At 55.9% G+C, this 19,132-nt stretch carries 24 protein-coding genes; 13 read left to right on the top strand and 11 right to left on the bottom strand.

Annotation, left to right across the window (positions count from 1 at the left end; translation table 11 throughout):
• Nucleotide 1: 1 nt before the first annotated feature.
• From FZF21_RS08230 to mdtH, 8 genes are all read right to left on the bottom strand, one after another.
• Complete coding sequence (locus tag FZF21_RS08230) at nucleotides 2–568, bottom strand: cytochrome b (protein WP_047736786.1); 567 nt, start codon at nucleotides 566–568, stop codon at nucleotides 2–4.
• Nucleotides 569–794: 226 nt separating this feature from the next.
• Entirely contained in the window at nucleotides 795–908 is a 114-nt protein-coding gene (locus FZF21_RS08235) for a YceO family protein (protein ID WP_032668750.1), read from the bottom strand.
• A 50-nt stretch (nucleotides 909–958) separates the two neighbouring features.
• A complete protein-coding gene (gene solA, locus FZF21_RS08240; RefSeq protein ID WP_047736784.1) occupies nucleotides 959–2,077 on the bottom strand; it encodes an N-methyl-L-tryptophan oxidase in 1,119 nt (372 codons plus the stop codon).
• Nucleotides 2,078–2,191: 114 nt separating this feature from the next.
• Nucleotides 2,192–2,446, bottom strand: coding sequence for a biofilm formation regulator BssS (gene bssS / locus FZF21_RS08245; RefSeq protein WP_015570838.1), 255 nt, complete (start codon nucleotides 2,444–2,446; stop codon nucleotides 2,192–2,194).
• 274 nt (nucleotides 2,447–2,720) lie between these two features.
• Nucleotides 2,721–2,966 (bottom strand): DNA damage-inducible protein I, encoded by a 246-nt coding sequence (dinI, locus tag FZF21_RS08250; protein WP_003858011.1) that lies wholly within the window; start codon nucleotides 2,964–2,966, stop codon nucleotides 2,721–2,723.
• Between the two features lie 74 nt (nucleotides 2,967–3,040).
• A complete protein-coding gene (gene pyrC / locus FZF21_RS08255; protein ID WP_017384740.1) occupies nucleotides 3,041–4,087 on the bottom strand; it encodes a dihydroorotase in 1,047 nt (348 codons plus the stop codon).
• Nucleotides 4,088–4,215: 128 nt separating this feature from the next.
• The gene (locus FZF21_RS08260; RefSeq protein WP_017384739.1) at nucleotides 4,216–4,776 is read right to left on the bottom strand and encodes a lipoprotein; all 561 of its coding nucleotides are present in this window, start codon (nucleotides 4,774–4,776) and stop codon (nucleotides 4,216–4,218) included.
• A gap of 99 nt (nucleotides 4,777–4,875) precedes the next feature.
• Complete coding sequence (gene mdtH, locus FZF21_RS08265) at nucleotides 4,876–6,084, bottom strand: multidrug efflux MFS transporter MdtH (protein WP_149120983.1); 1,209 nt, start codon at nucleotides 6,082–6,084, stop codon at nucleotides 4,876–4,878.
• 236 nt (nucleotides 6,085–6,320) lie between these two features.
• Between mdtH and rimJ the strand changes: the two genes are divergently transcribed.
• From rimJ to murJ, 4 genes are all read left to right on the top strand, one after another.
• Nucleotides 6,321–6,905: a ribosomal protein S5-alanine N-acetyltransferase gene (rimJ, locus tag FZF21_RS08270; RefSeq protein WP_039271122.1), complete on the top strand. Its 585-nt coding sequence runs from the start codon at nucleotides 6,321–6,323 to the stop codon at nucleotides 6,903–6,905.
• A 9-nt stretch (nucleotides 6,906–6,914) separates the two neighbouring features.
• Entirely contained in the window at nucleotides 6,915–7,565 is a 651-nt protein-coding gene (locus tag FZF21_RS08275) for a YceH family protein (protein ID WP_023303423.1), read from the top strand.
• A 2-nt stretch (nucleotides 7,566–7,567) separates the two neighbouring features.
• Entirely contained in the window at nucleotides 7,568–8,491 is a 924-nt protein-coding gene (locus FZF21_RS08280) for a Gfo/Idh/MocA family oxidoreductase (RefSeq protein ID WP_047736782.1), read from the top strand.
• Nucleotides 8,492–8,620: 129 nt separating this feature from the next.
• Nucleotides 8,621–10,156 (top strand): murein biosynthesis integral membrane protein MurJ, encoded by a 1,536-nt coding sequence (gene murJ / locus FZF21_RS08285; RefSeq protein WP_017384735.1) that lies wholly within the window; start codon nucleotides 8,621–8,623, stop codon nucleotides 10,154–10,156.
• A 59-nt stretch (nucleotides 10,157–10,215) separates the two neighbouring features.
• Here the strand turns inward: murJ and flgN are convergent, their stop codons facing one another.
• From flgN to flgA, 3 genes are all read right to left on the bottom strand, one after another.
• A complete protein-coding gene (gene flgN, locus FZF21_RS08290; protein WP_003858003.1) occupies nucleotides 10,216–10,641 on the bottom strand; it encodes a flagella biosynthesis chaperone FlgN in 426 nt (141 codons plus the stop codon).
• Between the two features lie 4 nt (nucleotides 10,642–10,645).
• The gene (gene flgM / locus FZF21_RS08295) at nucleotides 10,646–10,939 is read right to left on the bottom strand and encodes a flagellar biosynthesis anti-sigma factor FlgM (protein ID WP_003858002.1); all 294 of its coding nucleotides are present in this window, start codon (nucleotides 10,937–10,939) and stop codon (nucleotides 10,646–10,648) included.
• 93 nt (nucleotides 10,940–11,032) lie between these two features.
• On the bottom strand, nucleotides 11,033–11,692 hold the full coding sequence (gene flgA, locus FZF21_RS08300; protein WP_023296301.1) for a flagellar basal body P-ring formation chaperone FlgA: 660 nt from the start codon (nucleotides 11,690–11,692) through the stop codon (nucleotides 11,033–11,035).
• A gap of 157 nt (nucleotides 11,693–11,849) precedes the next feature.
• On the opposite strand from flgA, the gene flgB reads away from it, so the two are divergent.
• The 9 genes from flgB to flgJ are packed head-to-tail and all read left to right on the top strand — an operon-like array spanning nucleotide 11,850 to nucleotide 19,063.
• Nucleotides 11,850–12,266, top strand: a complete 417-nt coding sequence (gene flgB / locus FZF21_RS08305) for a flagellar basal body rod protein FlgB (RefSeq protein ID WP_003857999.1) — start codon at nucleotides 11,850–11,852, stop codon at nucleotides 12,264–12,266.
• Nucleotides 12,267–12,269: 3 nt separating this feature from the next.
• Nucleotides 12,270–12,674, top strand: coding sequence for a flagellar basal body rod protein FlgC (gene flgC, locus FZF21_RS08310; protein ID WP_003857997.1), 405 nt, complete (start codon nucleotides 12,270–12,272; stop codon nucleotides 12,672–12,674).
• Between the two features lie 11 nt (nucleotides 12,675–12,685).
• Nucleotides 12,686–13,396: a flagellar hook assembly protein FlgD gene (flgD, locus tag FZF21_RS08315; protein ID WP_003857994.1), complete on the top strand. Its 711-nt coding sequence runs from the start codon at nucleotides 12,686–12,688 to the stop codon at nucleotides 13,394–13,396.
• Between the two features lie 26 nt (nucleotides 13,397–13,422).
• A complete protein-coding gene (flgE, locus tag FZF21_RS08320) occupies nucleotides 13,423–14,673 on the top strand; it encodes a flagellar hook protein FlgE (RefSeq protein WP_045615689.1) in 1,251 nt (416 codons plus the stop codon).
• A gap of 20 nt (nucleotides 14,674–14,693) precedes the next feature.
• Nucleotides 14,694–15,449, top strand: coding sequence for a flagellar basal body rod protein FlgF (locus FZF21_RS08325; RefSeq protein ID WP_003857990.1), 756 nt, complete (start codon nucleotides 14,694–14,696; stop codon nucleotides 15,447–15,449).
• Between the two features lie 11 nt (nucleotides 15,450–15,460).
• Entirely contained in the window at nucleotides 15,461–16,243 is a 783-nt protein-coding gene (flgG, locus tag FZF21_RS08330; RefSeq protein WP_000625853.1) for a flagellar basal-body rod protein FlgG, read from the top strand.
• Nucleotides 16,244–16,300: 57 nt separating this feature from the next.
• Nucleotides 16,301–16,999 carry a flagellar basal body L-ring protein FlgH gene (gene flgH, locus FZF21_RS08335; RefSeq protein ID WP_003857987.1) on the top strand — a complete coding sequence of 233 codons (699 nt, stop codon included), beginning with the start codon at nucleotides 16,301–16,303 and terminating at the stop codon, nucleotides 16,997–16,999.
• Between the two features lie 12 nt (nucleotides 17,000–17,011).
• Entirely contained in the window at nucleotides 17,012–18,109 is a 1,098-nt protein-coding gene (locus FZF21_RS08340) for a flagellar basal body P-ring protein FlgI (protein ID WP_017384733.1), read from the top strand.
• Nucleotides 18,110–19,063 (top strand): flagellar assembly peptidoglycan hydrolase FlgJ, encoded by a 954-nt coding sequence (flgJ, locus tag FZF21_RS08345; protein ID WP_063933326.1) that lies wholly within the window; start codon nucleotides 18,110–18,112, stop codon nucleotides 19,061–19,063. It begins immediately after the preceding gene.
• Nucleotides 19,064–19,132: the final 69 nt, after the last annotated feature.

Genomic DNA, 19,132 nt, shown 5'->3' on the forward strand with positions numbered 1-19,132 from the left:
TTTATGCTCCAGAGTCAACTGACGAACGGCCAAGCATGCGCTTCAGCGTATCGTCTTTATCAATAAAGTGATGTTTCAGGGCCGCAAGGCCATGCAGGACAGACAGGATCACCACGCTCCATGCCAGCCACAGATGAACCACACCTGCGGTGTCAGCCTGTGAACCGGCGTCAGCCAGCGTGGCTGGGACGTCAAAAAGCCCAAACACGCTGATCGGTTTACCGTCTGCGGTCGAAATAAGATAGCCGCTGATCAGAATGGCAAACAGCAGGGCATAGAGTGCGATATGTGCGCCAACAGCGCTTATGCGGGTAAGTCGGCCATGGCTTTTGGTTGCTGGAGGGGGCGGAGAGATATGTCGCCAGATCACGCGAAAAACCAGACCCATCATCAGCAGAACCCCAATGCTTTTGTGCAATTCGGGGGCCTGATGATACCAACCGTCATAATAGCTTAATGTCACCATCCACAGGCCGAGACCAAACATGGCATAGACGGCAAGTGCAAATAGCCAGTGTAAACACATGGATATTATTCCGTAGCGACGGGAGGAGTTACGCCATTGCATATGAATTTCCGTTCTCAAATGACTGAGCAATAAAAATGGACGGCTTAAATAAATAATGCAACTGAAAAAAATGAATAATGTATTTTATTTAATTTATTTCAGCGAATTTGAATATGTTTCCGCAATGTATTTCAATCGCTTCGTTCAATAAATTTGAGGTGACGTTTTTTAAAAAATATAAGTTAAATAAGTTTAAAGGAGTGTCAATAAACGTCAGCAAGAACTTTCAGAAGAATACAATATAGATAACGTCAATGATCGCCAGCAGCGACCAAAGAGCAATGTAGAGCATGAAATGCTCGCGGATGTTATTGATAAGGTAATTCACCAGTCTGCGCATCATGCCCCTCTCGCTAAACAGGCCCCGGTTATTCGGAGCCTGTAGAGGTATTATCGATCAAAGCGCGAAAGCGCGAAGGGCTTGAGATCAAACGAAGGCGCGATCCCCTGAGCAAACTGGGCGGCGATTTCACCTAACACAGAGGCAAATTTAAACCCGTGGCCGCTGAGCCCGGTTATGAGCAGGGTGTTGTCGTGTCCCGGCAGGGTGTCGATGATAAAGTCTTCATCCGGGGTGTTGTCGTAGGTGCACGCTGCGCCGTAAAGCAACCCGCCTACGCCCGGCAGGATATTACGCAGGAACGTGAAGGCTTCGGAACCATCCTGCGGATAAGCGCCGTACGGCTTGCGTTCTTCCGCAGAGGAAATTACCTGCCCGCCGTTATGTTTGCCAATCTTGAGCGCGTCTTTTTCCGAGGGAAAACCGTAGAACTGGTCGCCATTGGGTAACTCGCCTGTAAACGCCGGGAATTTGTTCTGACTGCTGTAACGCCCGTCAGACTGGAACCAGGAGAAGACTTTGCGCACTGGCTGGATGGGCAGGTCCGGCAGCAGTTTCGTCACCCACGTTCCCGCACTCACCAGCAGACGCGTGGCGGTATATTCATCTTCAGAGGTGGTGACGGTTGAACCCTCTGCATGGTGGGTGATGCCCGTGACCGGACAGTTGAACAACTGCGCGCAGCCCGCTTTGGCGGCGAGATCAATCCAGGTCTTAATGGCCGTTTCGCTGTGCAGCACGCCAGAGTTGGCTTCAAACAACCCAATGTAGTCGTCAGGGACAGAAATTTCCGGCCAGCGCGCCATGATGCCGTTTGCATCCAGACGCTCGACGTCCAGGCGGTAGGCTTTCGCGCTCTCCTCGACGGTCGCCAGAAACGTGGAGCTGGCTGGCCCCAGGTTAACGACCCCGGTGCGCTCAAAAATGCGATCTTCGGTGAGGGCGGTCAGCTCATCCCACAGCGTCTGAGCCCGAAGCACCAGCGGTACATAACGTTCACCTTCACCGTAAGCGTGACGGATCAGACGGGTATCGCCGTGATGGCTTCCTTCAGAGTGGGGGGGAAGGTGGGCGTCAATCATCAGCACTTTCAGACCCGCCTGCGTGGCGTAATAACCGGCGGCAGATCCTACGGAGCCGCTTCCGATAATGATTAAATCGTATTTCATAGGCTTCTCTTTACTAACGCTTTGTTAGCAGAGTAATTAACTAAGTGGGCTTATACAAGAGCGAAATAAATAAGGCACCGCGAGGGTGCCTGTTGAGTGAAAAGGGGCATAAGGTCAATGCCGTTTATACTCATTTTCCTGATAGTCGCCAGATTCTATTTTTGCGATGCCTGCTTCTAAAATAGAGATAAACTGACGGGCGACGTCTGTTGTAAGCCACAGCGTCTGTCCAACTTCCGCTTCATCACGGTTTTGCTGATTTGGGGTCTGGTAGTGCAAACGCAGCATCAGCGCATCGTAGCTGTCTACGGTGCTGATATCCCAGCCAACAAGCGGATGGGTCTGGATGACTTCACTATTCTTTTCCATTATAACCCCCTTAATGCGTGTTAGAAGACAACGACTTTGAGGTTCAATGCATGTTTTTCTGAAAGCAATTTCAGTATATCAATTAATAAGGGTTCAGAAGGAAAAAATAAACGGGTAGCAACACATTTTTATGCTTTTTAGGATTGTTCGAACAATAAAACGCCATCTTGTTCACGATTTTCTAAGAAGATGCTGAAATATTTTGAACTTTCAGGAGACGAAACGAAAAAAAGCCGGGGCGACCCGGCAAAAAAACACAATGAGGGAGCAAATTTTAATCAGTGATGAACCAGTCGTCGGCGCTTTCCCATGTTTCCTGCAAAATTTCGCTGATGCGTTCTTTGTCTTCTTTCGCGCCGCCGATGACGGAAAGATGGTTTGCTGTCGCATAACGTACCGTTACGGCGCCATCGTTTTCAGGAAAAGTGCTGTTAATACGTCGGGATAGTTCACCCGCCAGAGCGTCGAGTGCGCCAGCAGGCAGGACGGTGGATTTGGCTATGGTGACTTCGATACGCATAAATGCCCCCTGTGTAATATACTGTTTATTTATACAGTTATATTGTCGGTTTGACAACAGGGGGCGCGATTTTTTTAGCGTTTTACCGTCCAGTTTACGGTTTCACCGGCCAGGAAGGGGATCAGCGTATCGTCGGTGAGCGCAATCGACGCTTCAACCTGGCTTTCTTTGCGCTCCAGCTCAATGAACGTGTCATTGACCGGCAGACCGTAGAAACGCGGGCCGTTAAGGGAGCAGAAGGCTTCGAAATGGTCTAACGCATTCATCTCTTCAAACACGGTTGCGTAACTTGCCAGGGCGGTCGGGGCGTTAAAACAGCCTGCACAGCCGCAGCTCGCCTCTTTACGGTGACGGGCATGCGGGGCGGAATCCGTGCCGAGGAACGCGCGCGGGAAGCCGCTGGCGACCAGCTCACGTAGCGCCTGCTGGTGGATGTTGCGCTTGAGGATCGGCAGACAATACAGATGTGGGCGAACGCCGCCCACCAGCATGTGGTTACGGTTAAACATCAGGTGCTGCGGGGTGATGGTGGCGGCAATCAGCTCGTTTCCATCCCGGACATACTCTGCGGCATCTTTAGTCGTAATGTGTTCAAACACCACTTTCAGCCCCGGAAGACGCTGGCGCAGCGGCTCCATGACCGTTTCGATAAAACGTGCTTCGCGATCGAAAATATCAATGTCAGCGTGGGTCACTTCCCCATGCACCAGCAGCGGCATGCCCAGTTTTTGCATACGCTCCAGAACAGGCATGATGGCATCAATACTGGTCACCCCATGGCTGGAGTTGGTGGTGGCATTCGCCGGGTAGAGCTTCGCGGCGGTAAATACACCTTCGTTAAACCCGCGCTCAACTTCATTCGGATCCAGCGAGTCCGTCAGGTAGCAGGTCATCAATGGGGTAAAATCGTGTCCGGCCGGAACGGCGTCAAGGATACGCTGGCGATAGGCAATCGCGGCCTCGACGGTAGTGACTGGCGGAACCAGGTTAGGCATAACAATCGCACGGCCATAAATTTCGCTGGTATACGGCACGACGGTTTTCAGCATGTCGCCATCACGAAGATGGATATGCCAGTCGTCTGGGCGGCGGATTTTGAGAACCTGGGATTGTACAGTCATGTAAGCTCCGGCTTGAAAGAGATCAGTCATAAGAGGGCTGTTTTTGCCGGACACAAATCATAAGCGGAAACGTTTTCGTTTGCACACTATTCCGTTAAAAAAAACGGGCGCCTGAGCGCCCGGAGTGTTTAGTCGGTGAAAGGGATGATGATTTCACCCGGTTTCACCTCTATCCCTTTGGCATATTTTTTCGCCAGAGATTCGCCTTTGCTCTTGTCTTCGCTCAGAACATAGGCAGGCTGTTGGTTAAAGTAGTTCTGCAACGACTGGTTGAGATACGGCATCAGCGTTTGCAGCACCGGTTTCATTTTTTCCGGCGTCACAACTGCATCGACGATTTCCATCTCTTGCAGGAAAATGGCCCCTTTCTCTTTATTAAAGACCGGCAGCGCCTTGAGCTTCAGCTTGATATCCGCTTTCTGATTGCCGAAGAGCGAGGTCATATCGAGGCTGGCATCGCCGGAAAGGGTGACTTTGTTAGGCTCCTCGCGCCCAATCTGGCTGGCGAGATTCGTCAGGACGATATGCGCATCCGCAAGGCCGGGCACGCCGATATCTTTTGAAAAGTTATTATGTTTTTCCAGCGCCTGATTAATTTCCTGCTCACTGACGGTGTACTGCGTAAGCTGGTTACATCCCACCAGCAGACCACTGACAATTAACGCAGCGGCAATAACGATCTTTTTCATGGCGTTCCTCAACATAAAATCGGCGCATCTGTCCTGATACGCCAGTATGTCAGGGTGATCCAACAGAAACCAGCAGAAAAAACTGATAGTGAAAGAGGGTCAGGCGCCAGGCTCCAGCATCCCGCGGGTGCTGCGTTTATCACTGAACTGCCACCAGAGGGCAATCAGCGTCATAAAGCCGACCATGCCGAGCATGACCCACGGCAGCTCCGGCTGATGGAGCGCTTTTCCGGCATCAAACAGCCAGCCGCCACCGGTGTAACCCAGTGCGCCGCCAAGCGCCAGCCCGAGACGGCTGAAGCCCATGTAGCTGCCGCGGGCCCGGGCGTCGGCAAGTGACGCGCTCAGCGTTTCACGGGCTGGCTCGGCAATGATTGAGCCAATATAGAAGGTGCAGATGAGCATAAACAGTTGCTGAAGCGAACTCACCAGGCCGATGGGCATCATGCTCAGCGTCATCAGCAACAGCCCGGCCATCAGACGGTGCTCAAGCCGGAAACGGCGCTCGCTCCAGCGGGCAATCGGATAGAGCAGCGTCAAAGAGAGGCAGGCCTCAATGGCATACATCCATTTCACCGCTGCCGGCGTGCCGGCAATATCGTTAACCATAATGGGCAGCATCAGCATTACCTGCACGGCGAGCATGTAGTAGCCGGTCAGGGTTAACACATAGGTGACGAAGCGTTTATCGCTCAGCACGCGGTCAAGCCCTTCCCGCACAGGCGCCTTCACCGTCGACAGCTTCCACGCGGGCAGAAACAGACCGTTAAACAGCGCGCAGAGAATAAACAACACCGCGCCGGTGGCGCAGACCAGGCGGAAATCGTATTGCAGCAGCCAGCTTCCCAGCAGGGCGCCCACCACCGCGCCAGCGCTGTCCTGCATCATCAAAATCGAAAAGAAGCGCCCCCGGTGTTGCGGACGGATAAGCTTAACCACCAGCGCGGTACGCGGTGGGTCGAAAAGGGTGCCGCCAATCCCGGAAAGGAAACAGGAGAACCACAGCAGCCAGGGTTCATGAGCGATTGCCATGGTGGCGAATCCCGCCGCACGTAACAGCATGCCGGTGACGATCATCGGTTTCGCGCCGAAGCGGTCGGCTATTGCGCCGCCAAACACGCCCAGACCCTGTTGTACAAACTGGCGTAGACCCAGCGCGATCCCGACTATCAATGCCGCCCAGCCCATTTGATCGACAAAACGAATCGATATAAGCGGAAAAACGACAAAAAAGCCGAGCACGACCAGCATGTTATCGACGAGCAGGAAATATTTACCCAGGCTCCTGGCCTGTGATACGCGGGACATTTTCCCTCCAGGGAAAATAAAAGGTAAGCACGCTAACATTCTGCGGTGTCGCCGGGCTTTTTCCCATACCCGCTGGCGACAATATTTTTTTATCAAAAAGGTGCTTTGATAGAGAGTTCTCATCGAAAAATGTGAAAAGCGATCAAAATGGTATGTCACTGTTTTCACAGAAGGCACAGGCGCAGGTATAGTAAAGCTAACAGGCAGAGCAGAAGCGACGGGAAGGAGTGGTAACGATGTTTGGCTATCGCAGTAATGTGCCAAAAGTGCGTCTGACGACGGACAGGCTGGTCGTTCGTCTGGTGCATGAGCGTGATGCCTGGCGTCTGGCGGATTATTACGCCGAGAATCGCCAGTTTTTAAAACCCTGGGAACCCGTTCGGGACGAGAGCCACTGCTACCCCTCTGGCTGGCAGGCGCGCCTCAGTATGATTGCGGAATTTCATAAACAGGGAAGTGCGTTTTATTTCGCGCTTCTCGATCCGGAAGAGAAAGAGATCGTTGGCATTGCCAATTTTTCAAACGTGGTACGCGGGTCGTTTCACGCCTGTTACCTCGGGTATTCCATCGGTCAGAAATGGCAGGGGCAGGGGCTCATGTTTGAGGCGCTGACGGCGGCGATTCGCTACATGCAGCGCACGCAACATATCCATCGCATTATGGCCAACTACATGCCGCACAATAAGCGCAGCGGCGATCTGCTGGCCCGCCTGGGGTTTGAGAAAGAGGGCTATGCCAAAGATTATCTGCTGATTGACGGCGAGTGGCGGGACCATGTGCTCACCGCGCTCACCACCCAGGAGTGGAGCGCGGGTCGTTAAGGAGAAAAAATGAAATATCAGTTAAATGGCGCCGAAGCGCGCGTGGTCGGCTGCCTTCTGGAAAAGCAGGTCACCACGCCGGAACAGTATCCTCTGTCCGTGAATTCCGTCACGATGGCCTGCAACCAGAAGACGAACCGTGAGCCGGTGATGAACCTTGGCGAGCACGAGGTGCAGGATATCCTTGATGAGCTGGTGAAGCGCCACTACCTGCGCACCGTCAGCGGCTTCGGTAATCGCGTCACTAAATATGAACAGCGCTTTTGTAATTCCGAATTTGGCGATTTAAAACTCAGTGCCGCGGAAGTGGCAGTGATTACCACGCTGCTGCTGCGCGGGGCGCAGACGCCGGGTGAACTGCGCACGCGCGCCTCCCGCATGCATGAGTTTCAGGATATGCAGGACGTTGAACAGACGCTGGAGCGATTAGCCTCACGCGAGGACGGTCCTTACGTGGTGCGTCTGCCACGCGAGCCGGGCAAGCGTGAAAGCCGCTACATGCACCTTTTTAGCGGCGACGTTGAGCCCTCTGCGCTGGCCGTAGAATCCGACACGCCAGCATCAAACGACAGCCTGAACGCGCGCGTGGCGGCCCTGGAAGACGAGGTTGCCGGGCTGAAGCAGCGTCTGGATGCGTTACTCGCACATCTGGGAGATTAATCGTGACAACATTACGCATTGGTGTTGTGGGGCTGGGAGGGATCGCGCAAAAAGCCTGGCTGCCCGTTTTAGGCGCAGCGTCCGACTGGACGCTGCAAGGGGCGTGGTCGCCCACCCGCGAGAAAGCAGAGCGCATCTGCAAAACCTGGCGCATCCCTTATGCCGGTTCGCTACAGGATTTAGCCCGTGAATGTGATGCGGTATTTGTGCATACTTCAACCGCGACGCACTACCAGGTGGTAAGCGAGTTGCTGAACGCAGGCGTTCACGTCTGCGTGGATAAACCCCTTGCGGAAAATGTACAGGATGCTGAACGACTGATTGAGCTGGCCGCGCGTAAAAAGCTGACGCTGATGGTCGGCTTCAACCGCCGTTTTGCACCGCTCTATCAGCAGCTTAAAGCGCAGCCCGGCTCGTTCGCCTCTCTGCGTATGGATAAGCACCGTACCGACAGCGTGGGACCGAACGACCTGCGCTTCACGCTGCTGGATGATTATCTCCACGTCGTGGATACGGCCCTGTGGCTGAGTAACGGAAAAGCCCAGCTGCAAAGCGGCACGCTGCTGACCAACGAGCAGGGTGAGATGGTTTACGCCGAACATCATTTTGCCGTTGAGCATTTGCAGGTGACGACCAGCATGCATCGTCGGGCGGGCAGCCAGCGCGAGTCCGTGCAGGCCGTTACGGATGGCGCGCTGTATGACGTCACCGATATGCGAGAGTGGCGGGAAGAGAAGGGCAATGGCGTGGTCACGTTACCCGTTCCCGGCTGGCAGAGCACCCTGGAGCAGCGTGGCTTTGTGGGCTGCGCGCGTCACTTCATCACCTGCGTGCAGAATCAGACGGTTCCTGAAACGTCCGGGGAGCAGGCTATTCTGGCGCAGCGCATTGTGGAACGACTCTGGCGCGAAGCCATGTCGGAATAACGCGTTGTAACATCTGCCGATAGTAATTCGTTGAAATCCGGTTAGACTAAGCGCCGCTTGTTGGCTTTGCCGGGTGGCGCTAACGCTTGCCCGTCCTGGAAATCCGTAGGGTTGTGGAACTTCACGTTAATGAACTTATTAAAATCGCTGGCGGCCGTCAGCTCGATGACCATGTTTTCCCGCGTGCTTGGCTTTGCGCGCGATGCCATTGTGGCAAGGGTTTTTGGCGCCGGGATGGCGACTGACGCCTTTTTCGTCGCCTTTAAGCTGCCAAACCTGCTGCGCCGTATTTTTGCCGAAGGGGCCTTTTCACAGGCATTTGTTCCGATCCTCGCAGAATATAAAAGCAAACAGGGCGAAGATGCCACCCGCGTCTTTGTGGCCTACGTTTCCGGATTACTGACGCTGGCGCTGGCGATCGTGACCGTCCTGGGGATGCTGGCAGCGCCCTGGGTGATCATGGTGACGGCGCCGGGTTTTGCTGACACAGCGGATAAATTTGCCCTGACCACCCAACTGCTGCGTATAACCTTCCCCTATATTCTGCTGATTTCGCTGGCGTCGCTGGTGGGTGCCATCCTGAATACCTGGAACCGCTTCTCCGTTCCGGCCTTTGCCCCCACGTTCCTCAACGTCAGCATGATTGGCTTTGCGCTGTTCGCCGCGCCGCATTTTAACCCACCGGTGCTGGCGCTGGCCTGGGCCGTGACCGTCGGCGGCGTGTTACAGCTTGCTTACCAGCTTCCGCACCTGAAAAAAATCGGCATGCTGGTTCTGCCGCGCATTAATTTCAAAGATGCGGGCGCAATGCGCGTTATCAAACAGATGGGACCGGCGATACTCGGTGTGTCCGTTAGCCAGATCTCGCTGATCATCAATACCATCTTCGCCTCTTTCCTGGTGTCGGGCTCGGTGTCCTGGATGTACTACGCCGATCGTTTGATGGAGTTTCCATCCGGGGTGCTGGGCGTGGCGCTGGGGACTATTCTGCTGCCGTCGCTGTCGAAAAGTTTCGCCAGCGGCAACCACGATGAATACTGCCGCCTGATGGACTGGGGCCTGCGTCTCTGTTTTCTGCTGGCGCTGCCAAGCGCGGTGGCGCTGGGGATCCTGGCGAAACCGCTGACGGTGTCGTTGTTCCAGTATGGAAAGTTCACCGCCTTTGATGCCGCTATGACCCAGCGTGCGCTCGTAGCCTACTCGGTGGGGCTGATGGGGCTGATTGTCGTGAAGGTGCTTGCGCCCGGTTTCTATTCACGTCAGGACATCAAAACGCCGGTTAAGATTGCCATTGTGACGCTGATCATGACGCAGCTGATGAACCTGGCGTTTATTGGACCGCTGAAACACGCGGGGCTGTCATTGTCGATTGGTCTGGCGGCCTGTCTGAACGCCGGGCTGCTGTACTGGCAGCTGCGCAAGCAGGATATCTTCACACCGCAGCCGGGCTGGGCAAGCTTCCTGCTGCGTCTGGCGATTGCGGTAGTGGTGATGGCGGCCGCGCTGGTTGGCATGTTGTATGTCATGCCTGAGTGGGCGCAGGGCACCATGCCTTACCGCCTGATGCGTCTGATGGCCGTGGTGGTGGTCGGTGTGGTGGCGTACTTTGCCACGCTGGCGGTGCTTGGCTTCAAAGTGAAAGAGTTCACCCGCCGCACGGTATAAACGCCAAAAGGGGAGTTCACCAGAAGGTGCTCCCCGCTTCATGACGTGCCGCTACTTCGTCAAATCGAAATCTTTTTCCCACCCGTGATACGTGCCGTGGCCGTCTGACCATCCGCACCGTACAGCCCCGGCTCTTTATAGGGCTTTAACACTTCAAGCGCCTGCTGATTACGGATAATCTGTCCTTCCAGCAGCCAGCCGTTATGCTGGTTGAGATCGCGAAGATGCTGGGTTTTTTCTGTAATGGTCTGCCAGCGTTCGTTGATCTCATCATTGGCGCTGCGTTTCGCGTCTTGCTCAGCGCGTCGCTGTTTTTCCAGATAATCCAGGGTCGCCAGCAGCGAGCTTTTATCTTCAGTTATGCGTTGCAACGCGCTGCCGTTGATTTGACCAGAAGAGAGGTGGTGCTGTTCTGCATCCATCACCGTTTTCAGGTCGTTCAGGACCACCGTCATCTGATCCAGTATTTCTGACAGTCGACTCATACGGTTAGTTACTCTGGAGGAAACTCTGTGCGTCCTGAATCAGCGCATCAGCGATTTTGCTGGTATCCATTTTCAGTTCGCCGTTACGGATAGCCGTTTTCAGCGCTTCAACACGTTCCATATTGATATCGCTGCTGCCTGGCTGCATCAGCTTCGACTGCGCATCGCTCAGCGTGACGCTGGTGCTGTTAGCCGTCGACGTTTTTTCCAGACGCGTTTTTTGCGGGGCAGCCTCATTCGTTTCGCGAGGTTGTACAGTGCTAACCGGCTTCAGGGCTGATGTACGATCAATGCTCATAGTGTTGTCCTCATCGAGGGTTCGCGGCGTTTGCGCCTGACATCATCATTTGTTGAATATTTATCGGCAGTCGCCGCGAAATCTTTAAAAAGATTACAGGTTAATCAGAATATTCCCATCAGGACCGACCGTGCCGCTGACCACCTGGCCTGAGGACATTCTGACCCGGGCATTTTGCGCCACTGCGGCATTATTCAGCGCTTTTCCTTCACTATTGATACTAAAGCCTTCGCCATTGGCGACCACCATCACCTGTTGTCCCGCTTTCACCCGCCACGCCTGGCGCAGCATGGATAGCTGTATCGCCTGTCCAGGAGCGACATCGCGCAGGCTGACCGCCTCCTGAGCCTGGTTGATATCCAGCATCGTCCGCGGTGGAAGCTGATCCAGACGGCCTCGCTTCAGCGTTACGCTGTCAGGTTGCAGCAGGCTGCCCCGGGGAATGGGAACGGCGGCGACAACATAATTGCCCGTCGCCTGAACCGCAACCTGTAAGTAGCGTTTTTCATTGGCGCAACGCGCCAGCACGTTCACGTTGCCCCATAAGCGGGTGCTGCCGGTCACGCTAAATGACGGGGCTTCGCAGGAAGGGTAAAGGTTAGGCGGGGTGCGCACGGTCACGCGTACGTCATCGCTGAAACCGGCCAGCTTCTGCGCAAAGAATGCATTGAGCTGGTCCTCTAACCCCTCAGCCTGCACCAGAGGGCTTAAAAGCAGTAGGGTCGCCGCCAGGCCACGTTTAAAAGTCCGCATCGCACGTTCCACCATGTCCAGAATTTAGCAAATTCTACCCGCAGTGGTTTTCCATCAACGCAACAAATAGCGACGCATTTTGCGCTTATTCCGTCGATAGGGGAGACGGGGTGAGATTTAAGCTGTGAACTGAAATTTTCTCATCAGCGGAGGAGACATGCTCGATAAACTCGACGCCGCGTTACGTTTTCAGCAGGAAGCGCTCAATTTACGCGCCCAGCGGCAGGAGATTTTAGCCGCCAATATCGCCAACGCGGATACCCCCGGGTATCAGGCGCGCGATATTGATTTTTCCAGTGAACTCAAAAAAGTGATGGAGCGTGGACGTGCCGAAGGAACGGGTGTCTCACTGGCCCTGACATCCTCACGTCATATTCCCGCTCAGGCGATGACCGCGCCAACGACCGACCTGCTTTACCGTATTCCCGATCAGCCCTCACTTGATGGCAATACCGTCGACATGGACCGGGAGCGCACACAGTTTGCCGATAACAGCCTGCAATACCAGACAGGTCTGACGCTACTCGGCGGGCAAATTAAAGGCATGATGACCGTCCTACAGGGGGGCAATTAGTAAATGGCCTTGCTGAATATTTTTGATATCGCCGGTTCGGCATTAACGGCGCAGTCCAAACGACTGAACGTGGCCGCCAGTAACCTGGCCAACGCCGACAGCGTGACCGGCCCTGACGGGCAACCGTATCGCGCTAAACAGGTTGTCTTCCAGGTTGATGCTGCACCGGGTGCGGCAACGGGCGGCGTAAAAGTGGCGGACGTGGTTGAGAGCCAGGCACCCGACAAGCTGGTTTACGAGCCAGGCAACCCGCTCGCGGATGCCAGCGGCTACGTGAAAATGCCGAACGTGGATGTGGTCGGGGAGATGGTGAACTCCATGTCCGCGTCGCGTAGCTACCAGGCAAACGTCGAAGTGCTTAATACCGTGAAGAGCATGATGCTCAAAACACTCACTCTCGGCCAGTAAAGGAGACACGCATGTCCATCGCCGTAAACGTGAATGACCCGACAAATACCGGCGTCAACAGCACCAGCAGTGCGACCGGTTCCAGCTCTCTCACCGGGAGCAATGCCTCCGATTTACAGAGCAGTTTTCTGACCCTGCTGGTGGCGCAGCTGAAAAATCAGGACCCGACCAATCCGATGCAGAACAACGAACTGACCACGCAGCTTGCGCAGATCAGTACCGTCAGCGGCATTGAGAAACTGAACACCACGCTCGGCTCGGTCTCCGGTCAAATCGATAACAGCCAGTCCTTGCAGGCCGCCAACCTGATCGGTCACGGGGTGATGATCCCGGGGACCACGATTCTGGCGGGCACCAGCACTACCGATGGCACGTCCACCACCACCACGACGCCGTTTGGCGTTGAGTTGCAGCAGCCGGCCGACAAAGTCACCGCCACAATCAAAGACGCCAGCGGCAACGTGGTGCGCACGATTGAGATTGGCGAGCTTAAAGCGGGCGTTCATACCTTTACCTGGGATGGCAGCCTGACCGACGGCACTAAAGCGCCTAACGGCTCGTATCAGGTTGCGATTAGCGCCAGCAACGGCACCACTCAGCTGGTGGCTCAGCCGCTACAGTTTGCCCTGGTTCAGGGCGTCATCAAGGGTAGCGATGGCAACAAACTGGATTTGGGTACCTCCGGTACCACCACACTCGACGAAGTTCGGCAGATTATCTAAGCCTTAATACTTATCAGGAGTAAGTCATGGCCTTTTCTCAAGCGGTCAGCGGCCTGAATGCTGCGGCCACCAACCTGGACGTCATTGGCAACAACATCGCCAACTCCGCGACCTATGGTTTTAAATCCGGTTCTGCGTCTTTTGCAGATATGTTTGCAGGCTCTAAAGTGGGCCTGGGCGTGAAGGTTGCGGGTATCACCCAGGACTTCACCGACGGGACGACCACCAACACCGGTCGCGGTCTGGACGTCGCCATCAGCCAGAACGGTTTCTTCCGTATGGTGGATGCCAACGGTTCCGTGTTCTACAGCCGCAACGGCCAGTTCAAGCTGGATGAAAACCGTAACCTGGTGAACATGCAGGGGCTTCAGTTAACCGGTTATCCGGTTGCCGGCACGCCGCCTACGGTGCAAACCGGTGCGAATCCGCAGGCGATCTCCATCCCAACGACGCTGATGGCGGCGAAGTCCACCACCACGGCCTCTCAGCAGATCAACCTGAACTCCACCGATACCGCGCCAACCGTCGCCTTCGATCCGTCCAACCCTGACTCTTACAACAAGAAAGGCACCGTGACGGTGTTTGACAGCCAGGGTAATGCGCACAACATGAACCTGTTTTATGTCAAAACAGCTGACAACAAATGGGATGTGTATACCCAGGATGGAAGCGTAGCGGGTGCTTCTGCAAGAAAAGCAGCACAGATGAACTTCGACAGCAACGGTAACCTGGCGGGAGTTTACAACTACAATGCTGCTGGCGTAATAAGCGCTACGCCAAATGCCACCCCAGCTATCAATATCACTACAGGCACCATTAGCGGTGCGGATCCTGCCGTGTTCTCTCTGAGTTTCCAGAGCTCCATGCAGCAAAACACCGGTGCGAACAACATCGTGGCGACGAGCCAGAACGGCTATAAGCCGGGCGATCTGGTGAGCTACCAGATCAACGATGACGGTACCGTTGTCGGTAACTATTCGAACGAACAGACCCAGGTGCTGGGCCAGATCGTGCTGGCAAACTTCGCCAACAACGAAGGCCTGAAATCCGAAGGGGATAACGTCTGGTCTGCCACGCAGTCTTCCGGTGTTGCCCTGCTGGGTACCGCGGGTTCCGGTAACTTCGGCACGCTGACTAACGGCGCGCTGGAAGCCTCCAACGTCGATCTGAGTAAAGAGCTGGTGAACATGATCGTCGCGCAACGTAACTACCAGTCCAACGCGCAGACCATCAAAACCCAGGATCAGATCCTCAACACGCTGGTTAACCTGCGTTAAGCAGCTGACGGGAAAGCGCAATGGATCACGCAATATATACAGCGATGGGCGCAGCAAGCCAGACGCTCAATCAGCAGGCTGTTACCGCCAGCAACCTGGCAAACGCCTCCACGCCAGGTTTTCGTGCGCAGCTCAACGCGCTGCGTGCGGTGCCGGTAGAAGGTCTGTCATTGCCTACGCGTACGCTGGTCACCGCCTCCACGCCGGGCGCCGACATGACGCCAGGCCAGATGGATTACACCGCGCGTCCGCTGGACGTTGCCCTTCAGCAGGACGGCTGGCTGGCGGTGCAAACGGCGGACGGCGGGGAAGGGTATACCCGCAACGGTAATATCCAGGTAAGCGCCACCGGGCAGCTGACGATTCAGGGGCATCCGGTGATGGGCGAAGCCGGTCCGTTGACGGTGCCGGAAGGGTCCGAGCTGACCATTGCGGCAGACGGGACGATCTCGGCGTTAAACCCGGGCGACCCGGCGAACACCGTTGCGCCTGTCGGTCGTCTGAAGCTGGTGAAAGCGGAAGGCAACGAAGTGCAGCGTGGCGATGACGGGATGTTCCGTCTGACCCAGGCGGCGCAGGCCACGCGTGGCGCCACGTTACAGGCCGACCCGACCATCCGCGTGATGTCCGGCGTGCTGGAAGGCAGTAACGTCAAACCGGTGGAAGCCATGACCGACATGATCGCCAGCGCCCGCCGCTTCGAAATGCAGATGAAAATCATCAGCAGCGTCGATGAAAACGCAGGCAAGGCTAACCAACTTCTGGCTATGAGTTAACAGGACTCCCTATGATCAGTTCTTTATGGATCGCGAAAACCGGTCTGGACGCACAGCAAACCAATATGGATGTGATTGCCAACAACCTGGCAAACGTCAGCACCAATGGTTTCAAGCGCCAGCGTGCGGTTTTCGAAGATTTGCTTTATCAAACGATTCGTCAGCCAGGGGCGCAGTCTTCTGAGCAAACCACGCTGCCGTCCGGTCTGCAAATTGGTACCGGCGTGCGCCCGGTCGCCACCGAGCGTCTGCACAGCCAGGGCAACCTGTCCCAGACCAACAACAGTAAAGACGTTGCCATTAAAGGTCAGGGTTTCTTCCAGGTGCAGCTGCCTGACGGGACCTCCGCCTATACCCGCGATGGTTCGTTCCAGGTGGATCAGAACGGCCAGCTGGTGACGGCGGGCGGTTTCCAGGTTCAGCCTGCGATCACCATACCGGCGAACGCGCTGAGTATCACCATTGGTCGTGACGGCATCGTCAGCGTCACTCAGCAAGGTCAGGCCGCGCCGGTCCAGGTTGGACAGCTCAACCTGACCACCTTCATGAACGATACCGGACTGGAAAGCATCGGCGAGAACCTCTACACCGAAACGCAGTCTTCCGGCACGCCAAATGAAAGTACCCCGGGCCTGAACGGGGCGGGGCTGCTGTATCAGGGGTATGTGGAAACCTCGAACGTTAACGTGGCGGAAGAGCTGGTGAATATGATCCAGGTCCAGCGCGCCTATGAAATTAACAGTAAAGCAGTGTCGACGACCGACCAGATGCTGCAAAAACTGACGCAACTCTAAGGTGTAGCCCGGTGCGGTAAACGTCGCACCGGCTCCCTGTTTTCGAAGATGAAGGCAATGCAAAAAAACGCGGCGTTTCGTTATCCGATCCTGACTGTTCTGGCCGTCACCCTCAGCGGGTGTGCCTGGATCCCGTCTAAACCATTGGTACAGGGTGCGACTACCGCCCAACCCGTTCCCGGCCCCGCGCCGGTGGTGAACGGCTCTATTTTCCAGACCGCGCAGCCGATTAACTACGGTTATCAGCCGCTGTTTGAAGACCGTCGTCCGCGTAACGTTGGCGATACGCTGACCATTGTGTTGCAGGAAAACGTCAGTGCGAGTAAGAGCTCGTCGGCGAACGCCAGCCGCGATGGCAAAACCAATTTTGGCTTCGACACCGTGCCGCGCTATCTGCAAGGGCTGTTCGGCAACGCCCGTGCGGATGTGGAAGCCTCCGGCGGCAACACCTTTAACGGTAAAGGTGGTGCGAACGCCAGCAACACCTTCAGCGGAACGCTGACGGTTACGGTTGACCAGGTTCTGGTGAACGGCAACCTGCACGTGGTGGGCGAAAAACAGATCGCCATTAACCAGGGTACGGAATTCATTCGCTTCTCCGGTGTGGTTAACCCTCGCACCATCAGCGGCACCAATACCGTACCGTCCACCCAGGTGGCGGATGCGCGCATTGAGTACGTCGGCAACGGCTACATCAACGAAGCGCAAAATATGGGCTGGCTGCAACGCTTCTTCCTTAACTTATCGCCGATGTAAGCGAGGTGACCTATGTATAAATTTCTCTTCGCCGTGGCGCTGTCGCTGGTCGCTACCGTTGCGCAGGCCGATCGCATACGCGATCTCACCAGCGTGCAGGGCGTGCGCGAAAACTCGCTGATTGGCTACGGCCTGGTGGTGGGGCTGGATGGGACGGGTGACCAGACGACCCAGACGCCGTTCACCACCCAGAGCCTGAACAATATGCTCTCGCAGCTCGGTATTACCGTACCGGCCGGGACCAACATGCAGCTGAAAAACGTGGCGGCCGTGATGGTGACCGCGTCTTATCCGGCCTTTGCGCGTCAGGGGCAGACCATCGACGTGGTTGTCTCGTCGATGGGTAACGCCAAAAGCCTGCGCGGCGGTACGTTGCTGATGACGCCGCTGAAAGGCGTCGACAGCCAGGTGTATGCTCTGGCGCAGGGCAACATTCTGGTTGGCGGAGCAGGCGCGTCGGCGGGCGGCAGCAGCGTGCAGGTGAACCAGCTGAACGGGGGACGTATTACCAACGGCGCGATCATCGAACGTGAGCTGCCGACCCAGTTCGGCACCGGCAACACCATTAACCTGCAACTGAATAACGAAGACTTTACGATGGCGCAGCAGATCGCTGACACCATCAACCGCAGCCGGGGCTACGGCAGCGCCACCGCGCTGGATGCCCGTACCGTGCAGATCCGCACGTCAACCGGCAGCAGCAACCAGGTGCGGTTGCTGGCCGATATCCAGAATATGGAAGTGAACGTGCCGGTGCAGGATGCGAAAGTCATTATCAACTCCCGTACCGGCTCGGTGGTGATGAACCGCGAAGTGACGCTGGACAGCTGCGCCGTGGCGCAGGGCAATCTCTCCGTCACGGTTAACCGCTCGGCCAACGTCAGCCAGCCGGATACCCCGTTTGGTGGCGGTCAGACGGTAGTGACCCCGCAAACGCAGATTGATTTACGACAGAGCGGCGGTTCGTTGCAGAGTGTGCGCTCCAGCGCCAACCTGAACAGCGTGGTGCGTGCTCTGAATGCGCTGGGTGCAACGCCAATGGATCTGATGTCCATTCTGCAATCCATGCAAAGTGCAGGATGCCTGCGCGCCAGACTGGAAATCATCTAAATGCTGACCGATAGCAAACTGTTGACCAGTGCCGCCTGGGATGCCCAGTCGCTCAACGAGCTGAAAACCAAAGCGGGCAAGGATCCGGCGGCGAATATCCGCCCGGTGGCCCGTCAGGTGGAAGGCATGTTCGTACAAATGATGTTGAAAAGCATGCGTGAAACCCTGCCGAAAGATGGCATGTTCAGCAGCGATTCCACGCGGCTTTACACCAGCATGTACGATCAGCAGATTGCCCAGCAAATGACCGCCGGAAAGGGGCTCGGCCTGGCGGACATGATTGTGAAGCAGACCGCAGCCGCTCAGGGGCTCCCGCCTGAAGAGGCCCCGCAGCAGGTGCCGCTGAAGTTTGATCTGGAAAAGGTGACCAGTTATCAAAATCAGGCGCTGACGCAGATGGTGCGTAAGGCGATGCCGAAGCCGACAGAAACGCGTGACGAGCCGCTCTCCGGCGACAGCAAAGACTTCCTGGCGCAGCTCTCCCTGCCGGCGCGTCTTGCCAGTGAAGAGAGCGGCGTGCCGCACCATCTGATTCTGGCGCAGGCGGCGCTGGAGTCGGGCTGGGGGCAACGTCAGATCCGCAGGGAGAACGGTGAGCCGAGCTTCAACATCTTTGGCGTGAAGGCCACCTCCAGCTGGAAAGGGCCGACCACCGAGATCACCACCACCGAATATGAGAACGGTGCGGCAGTGAAGGTGAAAGCCAAATTCCGCGTCTACAGCTCGTATCTGGAAGCGTTGTCGGATTATGTCGGGCTGCTGAGCCGGAATCCGCGCTACACCGCCGTGACCCAGGCCGCCACGCCAGAGCAGGGCGCTCAGGCATTGCAGAATGCTGGCTACGCGACCGATCCAAACTATGCGCGCAAGCTGACCAGCATGATCCAGCAGCTGAAATCCATGTCTGAGAAGGTCAGCAAAGCGTATAGCACAGATCTCGAAAATCTGTTCTGAAAGTTCTCAAGTCCCGGTGGAGGTTGCCGATAACCTTCATCAGGACTCGTGTCTGAACGTATAAAAGGA

It is taken from the genome of Enterobacter sp. LU1, from assembly GCF_008271405.2.
Taxonomy (GTDB): domain Bacteria; phylum Pseudomonadota; class Gammaproteobacteria; order Enterobacterales; family Enterobacteriaceae; genus Enterobacter; species Enterobacter hormaechei_C.